This is a genomic window from Ruegeria sp. G5, assembly GCF_056533365.1.
In genome coordinates this window covers 127625-142607 of the sequence record NZ_JBQFOK010000002.1, presented here as the reverse complement: position 1 = coordinate 142607, position 14983 = coordinate 127625, and the positions used below count along the sequence as shown (strand labels likewise).

The window sequence follows — 14983 nt, the reverse complement described above, 5'->3', positions numbered from 1 at the left end:
TGCTGTATAAAATAGAGATGATTCAAGCAGGTTCAATGCGATAAAAAAGAAGAGTGAAACTCAGCCGCATCTGACGTCAATTCTGCGCGCCAACCATTGGAAAAGCCCAGTAATGGGGCAGAAACAAGGTCCGTGCCCACCCAAACAGAGGGCGTCGCCAAGGCCGCGCCACGTGGTTTTCCCGATGCACGCCAATCTGGCACAAGCCGAATTCCGTCTTCGCCAAGCGCGCGAACTTCGGCCGTGGCACTCGTTGGCCCAGTCAAAATCCACCGCCCATCCCAGATAGCGCCGGGGGCACAGGTTTTGCCTAGAACGGCGTTTAGCTCCCTGCAAACCCACGTTTTCTGGCCTTTTGGTATTAGAATGCAGCCGCGGATCGTCGCGGTTTCTCCGTCACGGATCGAAACCAGGGCCTGATCAACGGCCCCCTGGCGCGGCGGGTACCCGGCCCCGGCTATCCATCCGACACAACCGATCAGAAGCCGGCGCTGAATTTCCATTGGCAACGCGCTGAACACACCTCGGTCAACACAAACATCGCCACCATCCACTTGCAGCACGTTTCGGGCGGATTCCTGCGTAAAATGCTCTAAAGCGTCACGTGCCTGTGTAAGGTTGTCAGTCACACGGGCCAATGTTTGGGCAGTGATTCCGATATCACCGAGGTCAGCCAAGGCATCGCGCGCCTTAATCCTATCAAAACGACGGTCCTGATTCGAGGGGTCCTCAATCCAAGTGCCGCCAATCTCTGTCAGATAGTCGCGCAGTTGCTGACGTGTGATCCCAAGCATTGGACGCAACAGCGTCACTCCACCCTGATCGCGCGCCCAAGGCATGCCAGACAAACCGGTGACACCGGCAGATCGCCCGAGGCGCATCAGGAAGGTTTCCGCCTGATCGTCCGCGGTGTGTCCCAAAGCGATCGCACCCAGTTCACGGCGACGCGCCCAGCCTTCCAGCAAACGGTACCGTGCCTGTCTGGCCTGATCCTGCAGATTTCCTGCCTTGTTCCATCCCTGCCAGATCAAAATTTCATGCGACACGCCCAGATCTTGGGCGCATTGTGACACCCAACGCGCCTCATCCGCAGCTTCTTCGCGCAAATTGTGATTTACGGTGGCTGCAAACAGCGTCACCCCTTCTGTCTGCGCAATGTCATGCAAAGCGTGCAACAGGGCAACCGAGTCACCGCCGCCAGACACAGCAACCCCAATCTTGGGTGGCAGCTTCGCCGGTAGCCGTGCTCGGATCTGTGATCTGATGGTGTTGGCGTGCGTGCTCAAGAACAGCCCAGCGCAATCATTTCCTGTGATGCGCTGGAGGCCGCTGGTGAAGTTGGGAATCGTACGCCGACCTCACTGAGCGTAATACAGGCCTGATCTCTCTGATCCAGACGTCCCAAGGCGGACCCCAGTTCAAACAAGGCGTCGGGTGCAAAAGTGCCCTCAGAATCCCCGGTGAAGCTGGCCAGAAACGCGCGCGCCGCTTCGCGCGTGTCCCCAAGGTTCTCAAGCGCCTGTCCGCGTTTCAGGTTCGCTTCGGGCGCAAGAGGGCTGCCGGGGTAGGACGTGTCGAATACCGCGAACTGATCCGCCGCAGCTTGAAAGTTGCCCTCGGCCAGAGCCTGCGCTGCCGCATCAAAATCAGCGCGCTCTCCGACGGCCAGTTCGCCTTGATCCGGAACGGACGGGCTGATTGGGGCCGTCGGGGTCGCCGCCGCAATCTCGGTGTCGCCGCCCAGCGTCGAGGTTTCGCCCAGCGTGCTCAGATCGCCGCCTTCCAGTTCGACCAAACGAAATTCCAGATCGCCAATTCGGTTGGTGCCATCTGTCACCACGTTTTGCACGCGCTGGTTCAGTTGTTCTGTCTGCCTTGTGAGACGCTGCAATTCCGCTTCGATCGCGTCCACACGCTCCAGAATAGAACTGCCGGACAGGTTTGGCGCCGGTGACCCGGTGGTCGAAAACTCACGCTTGAGGCGCTGGATCTCAACATGCAGCACCGTAAGCTCCTGACGGATATCCGCCAGGGTCTGTTGATCCTGCGCTTGCGCCATGCCAGAGGCCGCCAGAACCGCGGCCAGAACCCATCCTGCAATTCTCATCACGTTACCCCAAGGTTGAACCGGTCAGCACCGTCACCGCGCGGCGGTTTTTGGAATAGCATTCCTCGGTGCTGCAAATCTCGATCGGGCGCTCTTTACCATAGCTAACCGTGTTCAGACGGGTGCCCGCCACACCACGAGAAATCAGGTACTCACGAACCGAATTCGCCCTGCGCGCGCCCAATGCAAGGTTGTACTCGCGCGTGCCCTGCTCGTCTGCGTGCCCTTCAATCGTTGCCACAAAGTCAGGATTTGCCAAAAGCCAGTCTGCCTGCCCCTGCAAAACAGTTTGTCCCTGCGGCGTCAAGGTCGACTGATCCACGGCAAACAGCACGCGATCACCAACGGTTTGTTGGAAGTAGGCCGGCGATGTTGGATCGCTTGGCGATCCGGCGACCAGACCGCCATTTGCACCGTTCGCACCATTCCCAAATCCACCGCCAAGCGTCGACGGATCGTTGCTTGTACACGCAGCCACTGCGCCCAAAAGGCCAACCGCTACGACTTTGCCCAATACGTTCATCTCAAGTGCCTCGTTGTGTTATCTGTTTATTGCCGTCTCTGTACCACAGTGCAGGTTTCTTGTGAACTTTTCCGACCTGCCGCCGCGATCAATTCTGTAAGGGTCCCCACGAGGGATCGCTACCACCATCCGGCGTACGAACGGGGCGCAGGTTGCGGCCCGAAATATCCACCGAATAAAGCGCCGCACGACCGCTTGCACCCTGCGTTTCACGGGTGAACATGATCACACGGCCGTTGGGTGACCAGGTCGGCCCTTCGTCCAGGAAAGATGAGGTCAAAAGACGCTCTTCATCCCCATTGGTGCGCATAACGCCAATGTGGAACCGGCCCCTGTTCTGCTTGGTAAACGCAATCAGATCCCCACGCGGAGACCAGACCGGAGTGCCATACCGCCCCTGCCCAAAGCTGATCCGCGTCGCCTCACCCCCATTCGCGGGCATGACATACAGTTGCGGCGTGCCGGAGCGATCGCTTTCAAACACGATCTGCCGACCATCAGGTGAATAGCTTGGCGCTGTTTCGATGGCGGGAGTATTGGTCAGACGGGTGCTTTGACCAGAGGCCAGGTCCATCTTCCAAAGGTCGGTATTCCCCCCCTGAATCAGCGAATAGACAATAGAACGTCCGTCAGGCGAAAAGCGCGGCGAAAAGCTCATGGTGCCGCCCGGCGTGTTCAACTCGGTCCGGCGGACGCGGTCAACGTCCAGAACATAAATGCGCGGCTGCCCGGTTTCATAACTGGTATAGAGCAGCCGATCGCCGGTGGGCGAAAAGCGGGGGGCCAGAACGATCGCGGCGCTATCAGTCAGGAACTGCACATTGGCGCCGTCATAATCCATGATCGCCAAGCGTTTCAGGCGCTGATCCTTCGGCCCGCTTTCCGAGACAAACGCAACGCGGCTGTCAAAATAGGCACCCTCGCCCGTGATCCGGCTGTAGACCTGATCCGACACTTTATGTGCCATGCGCCGCCAACCATCGGTGGTGCCCGCAAATTGCAGCCCATTCCCCAATTCCTGACCGGAAAAGACGTCCCACACACGGAAACGCACCGTCAGTCGGTTACCCGAGACATTGACACCCCCTGTCACCAAAGCATCCGCATTAATGGCCTTCCAATCCGCAAATTGTACCGGTGCCTCAAAGCTGCTGACCCGGCTGATAAAAGCGTCAGGTGAGATTTCGCGGAATAGCCCCGTACCTGTCAGGTCATCTGCCACCACCCGAGAAATATCCCGTGCGAACTGCGCCGCTGCCGGACCGTCGGGTACGAAACTGGGCACCGCAAAGGGCAAGGGTTCGATGATCCCCTGATCCAGTTCCAAACGCAGCGGTCCGTTCTGGGCGTAAACCGGCGCTGTCAACAGCGTCAGGCCAAGCAACAAGCTGGTCAGAAGTTTCATCATTTGATCCGCATCCTCTCGGGATTGAATGTAATCTCAATATCCTGCCATTGGGCATATTTGTCAGCAGGCAGATCGTAACCTTTCGCACCACAGCGCAGAATTGCGCGTCGCGCGGCCTCAAATGCCTGTCTTGCAGCAGCGGCTGACCCGCCTGAGCTGTCAATCATGCGCAAGCTACCCCCTACGACCTTGCCGTCGGGGGTCAGTGAAAACCCGACAACGACCACAGTCTGCAGCGCATCCGTTGACAAAGAACCAACGTTCCAACACTGCGATACGGCAAGGCGCATTGCGTCTTTCTCACCGCTGGTCAGCGGTGGGCCGGAAGGTTCACTGCCCTGACCCAGCGCCTCGGCCAATGCATCTTGGATAGCGCTTTCATCTGCGGCCGGGGGCGTCGGTGCCTCGGGCTCTGGCTCTTGGGCGACTTCCTCTTGCGGCGGGGGTGATGGCCGCCGGGGCCTAACTTGGGGGCGTGGCGACGTGCGCGGGGCGTATTCCTTAGCCTCTTCAGCCTCGGTTACGATCTCGTCCGTCGCTTCTTCGGGGGCTGTCTGGTCCTGTTGTTCCTGCTGAGTCTCGGCCCCCTCGTCCAACGAAACTGCCGGCGTTTCGATGTCGTCCGGCGCGGCCTCTGGCGGCGGCGGTGCAACGGGTTCGGGCGCGACCTTGTCGGCAGGCCGCGGCTGCGCCTCGGGGCCCGGCGGCACCGGCAGCGCCGCAACCTCAGGCTCGGGCGGCTCCAACGCAGGAGGTTGTTCGATCACGACCGGCTCAGGCGGCGGCTCGACCGCTTCGGGCTCAGGTTCGGGCTCGGGTTCAACCGGTTCCGCGACATCAGGAATGGTCTGTTCTTCCTCGACAGGTTCGGGCGCGTTGACGTCTTCGACCGGCTCTTGTGGTTGCTGCAAAGCAGCAGGTGTCGGCACTTCGGGCGCGTCCTGCTGGGCGGTCATAGCCGCGAATTGCTCAGCCGAGATTACGGACACATCCTGCACAGCCATAGGGAGCGGCTCGGACCGGAAGGTTCCGCCGAAAAACGCCCACCCTATCAAACTGACGTGGGCAATTGCCGAGATCTTGGTGCCGGTGTCCACCGTGCGGCCTCACTCTCCACCTTCGTCAAGCGTCGGGCCGCCAGTGTCGGTCACAAGGCCCACATTGGAAAACCCACCCGCATTCAACGCACCCATTACCTGCATAACCTGCGCATAGGGAATGGCACCATCCGCGCGCAGGAACACGCGGTCGCTGCTCCGTTCTGCCGCGATAGCGCGCAATCTGCCAATCAACTCTTCGCGCAAGATATCCGTCGTCTGTATCTGAACACGGCCATCGGCTGTCAGCGTGACGGTCAATGGCTCTTCGTTATCGCCGGGCAATGCGCTGGCTGCGGTTTTGGGCAGGTCTACCGGAACCCCGACAGTCAACAGCGGCGCGGCAACCATGAAGATGATCAGCAAAACAAGCATGACGTCTACAAAGGGCGTCACGTTGATCTCAGCCATCGGCTGGGCCCGCCCGCGCCGACGTCCACGTCTGCGACCGTTCCCGCCAGAGGGTTGCTGAACCGCGGCGCCCATATCAGCTGTCCAACTGGCGCGATAGGATCGTGGCAAATTCGTCGGCAAATGCCTCATAGCCGCCAACGATCCGGTCACTATCCGCGCTGAGCTTGTTGTAGAAAATCACTGCCGGGATCGCAGCCAACAGGCCCAAACCGGTGGCCAACAAAGCCTCGGCAATACCGGGGGCCACAACTGCCAGATTGGTGTTTTGCTGTTCGGCAATTTCGATAAAGGCATTCATGATGCCCCATACGGTTCCGAACAGACCGATAAATGGCGCGGTCGAGCCGACGGTTGCCAGAATCGGCAATCCCTTTTGCAACGTTTCCGCCTCTTTCGCGATGGCCACATCCATTGATCGGTCAATCCGCGCGGTCGCCCCGGCAATCAACCCACCATCTGTGCGGTGCGACCGTCGCCACTCAATCATTCCTGCGGCAAAAATCTTTTCAGAGCTTCCGTCGGGTTGCGTTCCGATCTGTTCGAATAATTCGTCCAGAGGATTGCCCGACCAGAAAGCCTCATCAAATACCTGTGCCTCGCGACGCGCTGCACGGTAATTGATTGTCTTCTGTATGATGATCCCCCACGACCAAACCGACGCGCCGATCAACATCAGCATCACCAATTTCACGATAAAGGTCGCGCGGGCATACAGCCCCCACATGGAGAAGTCGATCTCCTGCGCCAGCGCCAGCGTTTCAGCTTCCATGAACCTGCTCTTTAGTTTTTGCCTGACGGCCGTTGGTTTGGCCTTGTTTTGTCGAACGCTAACGCAGTTGGATTTGAAATGCCAACAGAACCACTGCAATCCTGAAAATTGTTACACCAATGCGCGAATCTCTGCCGGAAGACGCACCGGCTTACCCTGATTGTTCATGCAAACAGCCGTCACAGTTGCCTTGAAAATCTCGGTCTCGCCTCGTTTGACCAATTGCGCCATCGTCAGCCGGACGCCCGAAATTGAGACGATCTTTGTTTCCACGATCAGCTCGTCGTCAAATCTGGCCGTTGCAAGGTAATCTGCCTCGACCCTGCGCACGACCCAAACGAAGCCTGCGTCGCGCATGGCATTCTGGTCATTTCCAATGTTTCGCACATAATCCGAGCGCGCGCGTTCGATATATTTCAGGTAGTTCGCGTGATAAACGACACCGCCCATATCCGTATCTTCGTAAAAGACCCGGACCGGGTAAATGTGCGTTTGCTGTTCGGCTGCATCTTGGGTCATGGAGCGGCTCTCTTACTAACAGGCTGATCGGCAGGCCGAGGACGGACCCTACCCCAAACAGATGCATACCCGGCAACCGAGCTGCAATCCCTGCGGGACCATAAAGTTAAAGTAAGCAGTTATCCGCACTCGAAAATCAGCGATATGGCCGATAACGTTCAATAAATCAGCCGGTGAGTGAACGGACATTACAATGGCACAAAACGACGGCAGCAAGAAAGCGATGGCTTTGCCCCTGCTTCAGGGTGTCTTGCCGCTGGACAAATCCCGTCTTCCAACCGAGGTTTTGGCCGGATTGACCTTTGCTTGCCTCGCGATCCCTGAGGTCATGGGATACACCAAGATCGCAGGAACCCCGGTCGTCACCGGGTTGTACACGATCCTGATACCTATGGCGCTGTTTTCGATCTTTGGCTCATCACGGCACCTCGTCGTCGGAGCGGACTCAGCCACGGCTGCCATAACAGCTTCGGCCCTGGCTGGCATGGCGGTTTCCGGCTCGTCCGAATACCTTGCGCTCGCGTCGTTACTGGCCCTGATGGCAGCCGTACTTTTGGTGGCAGCGCGCCTTGTCCGATTGGGCTTTTTGGCGGATTTCCTGTCGCGCACCGTCCTGATCGGCTTTCTGACCGGCGTCGGCATTCAGGTCGCCGTCGGAGAAATCCCCGGAATGCTGGGTATCGAGGCCACCGGGCACGGTACTGTCGAAAAGCTACGCGGCGCATTGCTGCATTTTGAGCAATTCAGCATGCCGACCCTGATGGTCTCAGTCGCAATTCTTGCCACGGTATTGGTGTGCAAACGCGTATCAGCCAAGATCCCGGGGCCTTTAATTGCGATTTTGGGCATCATATTTTGCAGCTGGGCCTTCAAACTTGGTGCTAACGGGATATCAGTGCTGGGTCCGGTACCGGCAGGCCTTCCCAGCTTGTCGTTTCCAAACGTCGATTGGAGCTGGAACCTTTTCAAACAACTGCTGCCGACAGCCCTGTCAATTTTCGTTGTCATCCTAGCCCAAAGCGCAGCAACCTCCCGTGCATACGCCGCGCGTTTCGAGGAACGTTTCAACGAAAACACCGACCTCGTCGGGTTGGGGCTGGCAAACCTTGGTGCGGCTTTCAGCGGAACCTTCGTGGTCAATGGCAGCCCCACCAAGACCGAGATGGTCGCCAGCGCCGGTGGGCGCAGCCAGATTGCTCAGCTCACCACGGTAGCGATCGTACTTGCAGTGATCCTGTTTCTGACCGCCCCCTTGGCCTATCTGCCCAATGCTGCCCTTTCAGCAATTGTCTTTCTGATCGGGATTAAGTTGATCGACCTGAAAGGGCTGGCGGCCATCTACCGGCAGGCGCGATCCGAATTCTGGATCGCAATCGCAACAGCGGCCGTTGTCGTATTCGTAGGGGTCGAACAAGGCATTTTATTCGCGATGGTATTGTCCCTGATCGACCACACCCGCCGGGGATATCGACCCAGAAACACCGTCCTTGTCAAAAACAAAAATGACGGCGGTGCTTACCCCAAATCAATCTCGGCCCCAAACCAGTTTGAACCCGGGCTGGTCATCTATCATTTTTCACACAGCCTGTACTATGCCAATGCGCAACGACTTGCTGACGACATAACTGCGATAACTGCGGATACAAGTATGGACATCCGTTGGTTTTGCATCGAGGCTTCTGCGGTGGATGATGTCGATTTTACCGCAGGCTACACGCTGCGCCACGTGCAAAGCAGGTTGGCCGACAAAGGCATTCAACTGGTTTTCATGCATGTAACACCCAAGGTCCGGCGAGAGCTGGATAGATATGGCGTAACGACCCTCGTTGGCAGTGACGCTTTCTTTACGTCAGACAAGGCGCTGCTAGACGCGTACCACGCCAGCCGTATTCCCGGGTAAGCGCGGCGCAAAGTCACCTATTGCGTTGGCTGCAAACGCGCGAACAGGCGCAACGCATGAGATGCGTCTTGCGCCGCTGCGGGCAGGACCGGATCATAAGCTGCGCGGATCAGGTCAGCGATATCCGGTCGCAAAACTGTGGTTCCGCCAGCAACCGCAAGCGGGGATTGCGTCCGAAATGCGGTATCGGACCACAAGAGGATGGTCTGAACGACCTGGCTGAGTGCAAGCGTTTCGGCAGGAACCTTCGACAGCTCCTTATCCATGCGCAAGAAGACAAACGCAGCTCTGATCGCGCCATCCTCTTCGAAACGGAAAATTCTGTACTGGTTGGCATCGGCCGCGACAAGGCGGTCGACCAAAGGCGCAAGATCGGGGATCAAACGGTCCAGATCCGGTACTTCCAGCAGCTCTTTCCAATCGCGAAAAAAGAACACCATGCAATTGGCACCCAGTTCGGGATCGGTCTCGGCCATCTTGTGATCGGCCAATGCCACCACGGCCTCGAACGCGCCTTTAACAGTCGAGAGCGTTTCATCCTCGACGCCAAAGACGATGGGCACGATGGGACGGCCCCAGCGTGCGAACAAGAACTCTCCGCTTTCACGGGTGAACAACGCCTGAATGTCTTCCGGTGTCACGCGCAATCCTCAACGAACGAAACAAGTTGGGCCAACGCTTAAATTCTAAGTCACGCAGGTTCAACCAAACAGATCGCTCTGCCCTTTTGGGGCGGCCATACCCAGATGGCTCCATGCCTTTTGCGCCAGCATACGCCCGCGCGGGGTTCTTTGGATCAAACCCTGCTGCAGCAGGTAAGGCTCGATCACTTCTTCCAGCGAGTCGCGGCTTTCCGACAGCGCCGCTGAAAGTGTCTCAATCCCAACCGGCCCACCGGCGTAGTTTTCCGCAATCAGTGTCAGATAACGCCTGTCAGCGCCGTCCAAACCCAGATTGTCGACCCCTAGCCGCGTTAATGCTCCATCGGCCAGATCGCGTGTAATCCGGCCGTCACCTTCGACAATCGCGAAATCTACAACCCGGCGCAGCAACCGCCCCGCGATCCGGGGGGTTCCACGCGAGCGTCGCGCGATCTCACGCGCGCCTTCGTCATCCGCAGGCGCGCCCAGCTTGCGTGCGTTTCGGGTGACAATCTCGTGCAACTCATCAACCGTGTAAAACTGCAGCCGGGTCGGAATGCCGAACCGATCCCGCAACGGGGTCGTCAAAAGCCCCATCCGAGTGGTCGCACCCACCAGCGTAAAGGGCTGCAGCTCGATCCGGACCGTACGGGCGGCAGGCCCCTCGCCGATCACAAGGTCCAGCTCAAAATCCTCCATCGCGGGGTAAAGCACTTCTTCGACCGCAGGGTTCAGACGGTGAATTTCGTCGATGAAAAGTACATCACGCGATTCGAGATTGGTCAGGATCGCCGCCAGATCACCGGCCTTGGCCAAGACAGGGCCAGACGTCATACGAAAGTTAACACCAAGCTCCCGCGCCATGATTTGCGCCAAAGTCGTCTTTCCCAACCCCGGAGGGCCATGGAACAGCGTGTGATCCATCGCTTCGCCCCGCTGCCGGGCCGATTGAATGAATATCCGAAGATTGGCACGTGCCTCAGCTTGCCCAATGAATTCATCTAAACCCTGGGGGCGCAGGGCGCGGTCGTTATCCTCGGGCATCGGCTCGGGGCGCAGCGTTGGATCGGCGTCTACCATTCACTTACCCTTTCGGAGCCAGAAGTTTAAGCGCAGCCCGGATCAGTTCGGCTTCCCCCGCCTCCGGCAGGTTTGCTGCCGCCTCAGCGACTGCGGATGCTGCTTCGGAAGGACCATAACCAAGGTTGGAAAGCGCAGACAACGCTCCGGCAGACGCGGCTGCATTGCCCGACGGTTTTACTGTTTTCCGTTTGGGCGCAGGTGCAGGTTCCGCAAGTTCAACAACCTCAAGATCGGGGCCGTCCATTGCTTCGGTCACTGTTCCGCCCATGGCCATGACACCCGGCGCCTTATCCTTAAGATCCAGAACGATCCGCTGGGCTGTTTTTGGTCCAACACCTTTGGCCGCCTTGACCGCCCCCCAGTCACCCAGCGCAATCGCGCGGCTCACACCATCGGGGCCCAAGGCACTGAGAATGGCCAGCGAAACCTTGGCCCCAACGCCCTGCACCGAACATAACAGGCGATGCCATTCTTTTTCGACCAGTGACAAGAAACCATAGAGCTGCATCAGATCTTCGCGGACGACCATGTCTGTGTAGATCGACACGGCCTCACCCACGCCCGGCAGCGCGGCCATCGTCCGGTCCGAGCAGTAGACGATGTAACCAACCCCGCGCACGTCGATCAGCACATGATCCGCCGCCCGATAGTCCAGCCGCCCGGTGAGTTTTCCAATCATGCCTGCACCCTTTTCATTCGCGACTGGGGGGATGCCCCGTAATAGGAATGGCAGATCGCAATCGCCAAAGCATCAGCGGCGTCCGCCCCTTTGGGCTGACATCCCGGCAATTGCAATTTGACCATGTGAAGGACCTGCTCTTTTTCGGCGTGACCAACACCAACCACGGTCTTTTTGACCCTGTTCGGCGCGTATTCTCCAACCGGCAAACCGGCCTGCGCCAAGGTCAGCAAAGCAACGCCACGGGCTTGACCCAATTTCAGCGTCCCTGCTCCATCCTTGTTCACAAAGGTCTGTTCGATAGCGGCCTGATCAGGCGCATGCTCAGCAATGACTTCGACGATTTGATTATGGAGCGACAGCAGGCGTTCCCCAAGGTCGTCACCGTCGGATTTGCACAACCCATTGGCCACGTGACTTAAACGACTGCCATGCGATTCGATGACGCCCCATCCCAAGGTTCTAAGCCCCGGATCAATGCCCAGAATTCGCATAATTCGCCTCGGCCCGCGTTGTTTTTTTGTTACTTAATCCTCGACTAGCACGAAGGGTGAACATTTTCCAAGCAAATTGACCAAAAGTCGAAAACCGACGGACCTGTCTCAGTCCCGACATCATCGCCCGTTTGCGACAGCGAAATGCCTGAATTCGACACCTTTATTAAGCGAAAATGGTCAATGAATTAAAGGACTTTCATGAAATTCGAGACTTGCAAAAAATGCATAGGACACATGCATTTTCTGCGCTTGCAGTGTCGATCTGACATCACTAAATGCCGCTCAGATCGAATGATCGACAGATGAACTCTAACCAGAAGGAAACAGGATATGGCTGCACTGGACATCACCCGCGCCACCACTGGCTCGTTCGGCCTCGCTGGCCGTATCGGCGGATTTTTTGCATCGGCTATCAACGCCGTTGTCGAATGGAATGACGCCCGCATTACACGCAATGTGCTGAACGGTCTGACGGATCGCGAACTGGATGACATCGGCATGTGCCGTGGCGACATCGACGTCGTCGCTGAGGGCCGCCGGTAAGACCTGGCACTACAGCCATTCACTCACTCGCCCCTTCTCCTCCCTCGGGGGCACAAAAGAACGCCGCGCATCAATAATGCGCGGCGTTTATCGTCAGAGCAGACGAAACTCAGGGAATATACTTGCTGACCTGAGTCGAGAGAAATTGCGAAACCGGGTCGATCTGCATGATCCACGCGCCGGCTTGCTCGACTGGCGTTCCTTCATTCAGACTATCGACACGGTATTGATACCCGGCCGCACCAAGGCTTGTCAGCAGGAACGTTTTGAACGCGAAAAAGCCGACAAGGCAGAGAATCAAGAACTTTGCTGGCACCGCAGACTGAACGCGCTGCGGGCGCATAACCACAAGGCCATCCTTGCGCATCGTCGCGCGATAACCCCGGCTAAGTTTGGCGTGCTTTTTATTCAGGCGATGAACACGCTGATTAAAATCCAATTGCTTCGTAGTCATGGCAGCCTCCAATAACCGCCCCCAAGAATTCACCCTTAAAACGGTAGAAAGAGATTGCGCCAAAAAAGTGGCGAGAATCCAGAAAACTCCTGTAAATGGCCTAATTTACGCCCTGTTTGCTTAAGATTAGCGTCGTCCATTCACCAATCTGAGACCTGTCAGTCCGATTGAACCCATTTTGGAGATAAACATCGGCTACCTCGTCGGCCTGCTCGTTGAGGATTCCCGACAATATCGCATAGCCACCGGGGCGCAGATTCGTGGCAATTTCTGGTGACAGGGCAACCAGCGGTCCTTTTAGGATATTTGCAAAGATCAGATCATACGGCGCGTGGGATTTAAGGTCCGGATGATCGAAACCCGCCGCCTCGACGCAGCGGACCTGACCCGTCATGCCATTTGCTTTCAGGTTGGCTTCGGCCACGTCAACGGCGACTTGGTCAATGTCACTGGCGATGATCTCACCGTCCCACACCCGCGCTGCAGCCATCGCCAAAACGGCCGTACCACAGCCGATATCCGCAACCTTGGTCGCCGAAAAGCCCTCGTTCAGCAAATGATCCAGCGCTTTGAGGCAGCCCAGTGTGGTACCGTGATGACCCGTCCCAAAAGCCATCGCGGCCTCGATCAACAAAGGGATGCGCCCTTCGGGCAACTTGTCCGCATCATGGCTGCCGTACACAAAGAAACGGCCTGCTTCGACCGGGGCAAGTTCGCGGCGTACATGAGCGACCCAATCCGTTTCGGGCAATTCAGAAACGACAAAGGGCTTAGCTTCGAACGCCACCGCAAGCACTGCAAGGGCGGTTTCGTCCGGGGTTTCGGTGAAATAGCCGCCGACTTCCCACAGGCCCGAGCCGTCTTCGACTTCGAACACGCCAACACCCGTCGGTTCCGGGTCCAGCCTCTCCATCGCCTCACCCAAGCCTTCGGCTGCCTTCTTACCGGTCAGAGTGGTCAATGCGGTGAATGTGGGCATCGTGGCCTCCTGAGTCATTTGCCACAGCGCCTAGGATGCCACGCCGCCAAGGTCAAGCATTGCCTTATTCGGCGGGTGACGGCGCGAATCTCGACAGGATCGTCTCGTTGCCCGGTTCAGGATGGCGCGGGATCAAAAGTGACAATCCCAGTGAGATCATCGCCATCATCGCGGCCAGTAAGAAAACAGCGCCGGGGGACACGACCCACAACAGGCCCAGCAGCGCAGGCAAGAACACGGCGGCGATATGGTTAATCGTAAATGCCACCGCGGCCGTCGGCGCAATATCAGCGGGATCTGCGATTTTTTGAAAGTAGGTCTTCAAGGCCAAGGCCAGCGCGAACAGAACGTGGTCAATCACATAGAGGATCGCGGCCAGCACAACGCCCCAACCGAACCAGTAAATCCCACCATATGCAGCGAACACGATGGCAAGCCCCGCATATTCGAAAATCAAGGTGCGTCGTTCGCCAAAGACCGACACGGCCTTTCCCAGCATCGGTGCCGCAGCCATGTTGATCACAAGGTTGATCAGGTAAAGGCTGGTCAGTTCGTGCACTTCAAAGCCGAACTTCTCGACCATCATGAAACCGGCGAAGACGACAAAAATCTGCCGCCGCGCCCCTGCCATGAATTGCAGTGCATAATACAGCCAATAACGGCGGCGCAGGATCAGCTTTTTGGTCTGCGGCGTGGGCGCGTCAAACTGCGGATAGGCGAACAGACAAAACAGCGCCAAGAACGCAGTGACACCACCAGCGGCCATAAAGACAAAGTTGTAGGACAGATCGAAACGATCCCATGTCAGCACGATCAAGCCATAGACCACTGCGGTCGCCGCGGACCCCATTGCCACGAGCCATCCCAACACTTGCGGGGCGCGATCCTTGGGCAGCCATTGCAGCTGCAGCGACTGGTTGACCGTCTCGTAATAGTGAAAGCCGATCGAACTGAATAACGTGACAAACAGCAGCCCACCCAGACTGGGGAACCATGCGGTGATCGCGGTGGCAACGCCTAGCATCATAAGCGAGATCATCGCCAGCACCTGCTCGCGGATGAAGATGATCACGGCAATGACGCCAACGGCCAGAAAGCCGGGTATTTCGCGCACTGTGTGCAGTAGGCCAATATCTGCCCCGTCGAAATTCGCGACCTCAATGACGAAGTTATTCAACAGCGCGCTCCACGCGTTGAACGCAATGGGCATCATCAGCGCCATCATGAACAAAAGCGTCATAGGGCGGCGCCAGAACGGCAGGCTCTGGGCTTCGGAGAGCGGCATGGGCTTCAACATGGGTTCCCCTCTACGCCGATTTCTTGCAATTGGCGAGAGGGTACACGTGCACGCACAGTCAATCTGCGCCCAT

17 protein-coding genes are annotated in these 14983 nt (G+C 57.6%); 2 read left to right on the top strand and 15 right to left on the bottom strand.

The features are described 5' to 3' along the window. Nucleotides 1-32: 32 nt before the first annotated feature. The 8 genes from tilS to ybgC all read right to left on the bottom strand — a co-directional run bounded on the left by tilS (nucleotide 33) and on the right by ybgC (nucleotide 6837). On the bottom strand, nucleotides 33-1286 hold the full coding sequence (tilS, locus tag ACR0BD_RS03750; protein WP_480828966.1) for a tRNA lysidine(34) synthetase TilS: 1254 nt from the start codon (nucleotides 1284-1286) through the stop codon (nucleotides 33-35). Beyond that, nucleotides 1283-2107 (bottom strand): tol-pal system protein YbgF, encoded by an 825-nt coding sequence (gene ybgF / locus ACR0BD_RS03745; protein ID WP_480828965.1) that lies wholly within the window; start codon nucleotides 2105-2107, stop codon nucleotides 1283-1285. Before ybgF ends, tilS begins: the two co-directional genes overlap by 4 nt. 4 nt (nucleotides 2108-2111) lie before the next feature. Next, nucleotides 2112-2630 carry a peptidoglycan-associated lipoprotein Pal gene (gene pal / locus ACR0BD_RS03740; RefSeq protein ID WP_480828964.1) on the bottom strand — a complete coding sequence of 173 codons (519 nt, stop codon included), beginning with the start codon at nucleotides 2628-2630 and terminating at the stop codon, nucleotides 2112-2114. A gap of 88 nt (nucleotides 2631-2718) precedes the next feature. Beyond that, a complete protein-coding gene (gene tolB, locus ACR0BD_RS03735; RefSeq protein ID WP_480694704.1) occupies nucleotides 2719-4038 on the bottom strand; it encodes a Tol-Pal system beta propeller repeat protein TolB in 1320 nt (439 codons plus the stop codon). Continuing rightward, nucleotides 4035-5135 carry an energy transducer TonB gene (locus ACR0BD_RS03730; protein WP_480828963.1) on the bottom strand — a complete coding sequence of 367 codons (1101 nt, stop codon included), beginning with the start codon at nucleotides 5133-5135 and terminating at the stop codon, nucleotides 4035-4037. Before ACR0BD_RS03730 ends, tolB begins: the two co-directional genes overlap by 4 nt. 9 nt (nucleotides 5136-5144) lie before the next feature. Next, nucleotides 5145-5621: a protein TolR gene (tolR, locus tag ACR0BD_RS03725; protein ID WP_480694707.1), complete on the bottom strand. Its 477-nt coding sequence runs from the start codon at nucleotides 5619-5621 to the stop codon at nucleotides 5145-5147. 1 nt (nucleotide 5622) lies between these two features. Beyond that, a complete protein-coding gene (tolQ, locus tag ACR0BD_RS03720) occupies nucleotides 5623-6318 on the bottom strand; it encodes a protein TolQ (protein WP_480694709.1) in 696 nt (231 codons plus the stop codon). 111 nt (nucleotides 6319-6429) lie between these two features. After that, a complete protein-coding gene (gene ybgC, locus ACR0BD_RS03715; RefSeq protein ID WP_480694711.1) occupies nucleotides 6430-6837 on the bottom strand; it encodes a tol-pal system-associated acyl-CoA thioesterase in 408 nt (135 codons plus the stop codon). Nucleotides 6838-7030: 193 nt separating this feature from the next. On the opposite strand from ybgC, the gene ACR0BD_RS03710 reads away from it, so the two are divergent. Beyond that, a complete protein-coding gene (locus ACR0BD_RS03710; RefSeq protein ID WP_480828962.1) occupies nucleotides 7031-8737 on the top strand; it encodes a SulP family inorganic anion transporter in 1707 nt (568 codons plus the stop codon). A gap of 17 nt (nucleotides 8738-8754) precedes the next feature. Here ACR0BD_RS03710 and ACR0BD_RS03705 read toward each other — a convergent pair whose 3' ends face one another. From ACR0BD_RS03705 to ruvC, 4 genes are read right to left on the bottom strand one after another with little or no spacing between them, the layout of a single operon-like run. Then, entirely contained in the window at nucleotides 8755-9378 is a 624-nt protein-coding gene (locus ACR0BD_RS03705) for a hypothetical protein (protein ID WP_480828960.1), read from the bottom strand. A gap of 60 nt (nucleotides 9379-9438) precedes the next feature. Then, nucleotides 9439-10458: a Holliday junction branch migration DNA helicase RuvB gene (gene ruvB, locus ACR0BD_RS03700; protein ID WP_480828958.1), complete on the bottom strand. Its 1020-nt coding sequence runs from the start codon at nucleotides 10456-10458 to the stop codon at nucleotides 9439-9441. A 4-nt stretch (nucleotides 10459-10462) separates the two neighbouring features. After that, nucleotides 10463-11140, bottom strand: coding sequence for a Holliday junction branch migration protein RuvA (ruvA, locus tag ACR0BD_RS03695; protein ID WP_480694718.1), 678 nt, complete (start codon nucleotides 11138-11140; stop codon nucleotides 10463-10465). Beyond that, nucleotides 11137-11634, bottom strand: coding sequence for a crossover junction endodeoxyribonuclease RuvC (gene ruvC, locus ACR0BD_RS03690; protein WP_480694720.1), 498 nt, complete (start codon nucleotides 11632-11634; stop codon nucleotides 11137-11139). Before ruvC ends, ruvA begins: the two co-directional genes overlap by 4 nt. A 333-nt stretch (nucleotides 11635-11967) precedes the next feature. Between ruvC and ACR0BD_RS03685 the strand changes: the two genes are divergently transcribed. After that, nucleotides 11968-12180, top strand: coding sequence for a DUF1127 domain-containing protein (locus tag ACR0BD_RS03685; protein ID WP_480828955.1), 213 nt, complete (start codon nucleotides 11968-11970; stop codon nucleotides 12178-12180). 109 nt (nucleotides 12181-12289) lie between these two features. On the opposite strand, the gene ACR0BD_RS03680 is transcribed toward ACR0BD_RS03685, so the two are convergent. The 3 genes from ACR0BD_RS03680 to ACR0BD_RS03670 all read right to left on the bottom strand — a co-directional run bounded on the left by ACR0BD_RS03680 (nucleotide 12290) and on the right by ACR0BD_RS03670 (nucleotide 14910). Next, complete coding sequence (locus ACR0BD_RS03680; protein WP_480694724.1) at nucleotides 12290-12634, bottom strand: hypothetical protein; 345 nt, start codon at nucleotides 12632-12634, stop codon at nucleotides 12290-12292. Between the two features lie 100 nt (nucleotides 12635-12734). Then, complete coding sequence (locus tag ACR0BD_RS03675) at nucleotides 12735-13613, bottom strand: 50S ribosomal protein L11 methyltransferase (protein WP_480694726.1); 879 nt, start codon at nucleotides 13611-13613, stop codon at nucleotides 12735-12737. Between the two features lie 64 nt (nucleotides 13614-13677). Further along, complete coding sequence (locus ACR0BD_RS03670; RefSeq protein ID WP_480828954.1) at nucleotides 13678-14910, bottom strand: MFS transporter; 1233 nt, start codon at nucleotides 14908-14910, stop codon at nucleotides 13678-13680. Between the last annotated feature and the right edge of the window lie 73 nt (nucleotides 14911-14983).

Bases quoted from the DNA above. Each gene is read 5' to 3' on its own strand.
- ybgF (WP_480828965.1), bottom strand. From the start codon at position 2,107: ATGAGAATTGCAGGATGGGTTCTGGCCGCGGTTCTGGCGGCCTCTGGC.
- pal (WP_480828964.1), bottom strand. From the start codon at position 2,630: ATGAACGTATTGGGCAAAGTCGTAGCGGTTGGCCTTTTGGGCGCAGTG.
- tolB (WP_480694704.1), bottom strand. From the start codon at position 4,038: ATGATGAAACTTCTGACCAGCTTGTTGCTTGGCCTGACGCTGTTGACA.
- tolR (WP_480694707.1), bottom strand. From the start codon at position 5,621: ATGGGCGCCGCGGTTCAGCAACCCTCTGGCGGGAACGGTCGCAGACGT.
- tolQ (WP_480694709.1), bottom strand. From the start codon at position 6,318: ATGGAAGCTGAAACGCTGGCGCTGGCGCAGGAGATCGACTTCTCCATG.
- ybgC (WP_480694711.1), bottom strand. From the start codon at position 6,837: ATGACCCAAGATGCAGCCGAACAGCAAACGCACATTTACCCGGTCCGG.
- ACR0BD_RS03710 (WP_480828962.1), top strand. From the start codon at position 7,031: ATGGCACAAAACGACGGCAGCAAGAAAGCGATGGCTTTGCCCCTGCTT.
- ruvB (WP_480828958.1), bottom strand. From the start codon at position 10,458: ATGGTAGACGCCGATCCAACGCTGCGCCCCGAGCCGATGCCCGAGGAT.
- ruvA (WP_480694718.1), bottom strand. From the start codon at position 11,140: ATGATTGGAAAACTCACCGGGCGGCTGGACTATCGGGCGGCGGATCAT.
- ruvC (WP_480694720.1), bottom strand. From the start codon at position 11,634: ATGCGAATTCTGGGCATTGATCCGGGGCTTAGAACCTTGGGATGGGGC.
- ACR0BD_RS03685 (WP_480828955.1), top strand. From the start codon at position 11,968: ATGGCTGCACTGGACATCACCCGCGCCACCACTGGCTCGTTCGGCCTC.
- ACR0BD_RS03680 (WP_480694724.1), bottom strand. From the start codon at position 12,634: ATGACTACGAAGCAATTGGATTTTAATCAGCGTGTTCATCGCCTGAAT.
- ACR0BD_RS03675 (WP_480694726.1), bottom strand. From the start codon at position 13,613: ATGCCCACATTCACCGCATTGACCACTCTGACCGGTAAGAAGGCAGCC.
- ACR0BD_RS03670 (WP_480828954.1), bottom strand. From the start codon at position 14,910: ATGTTGAAGCCCATGCCGCTCTCCGAAGCCCAGAGCCTGCCGTTCTGG.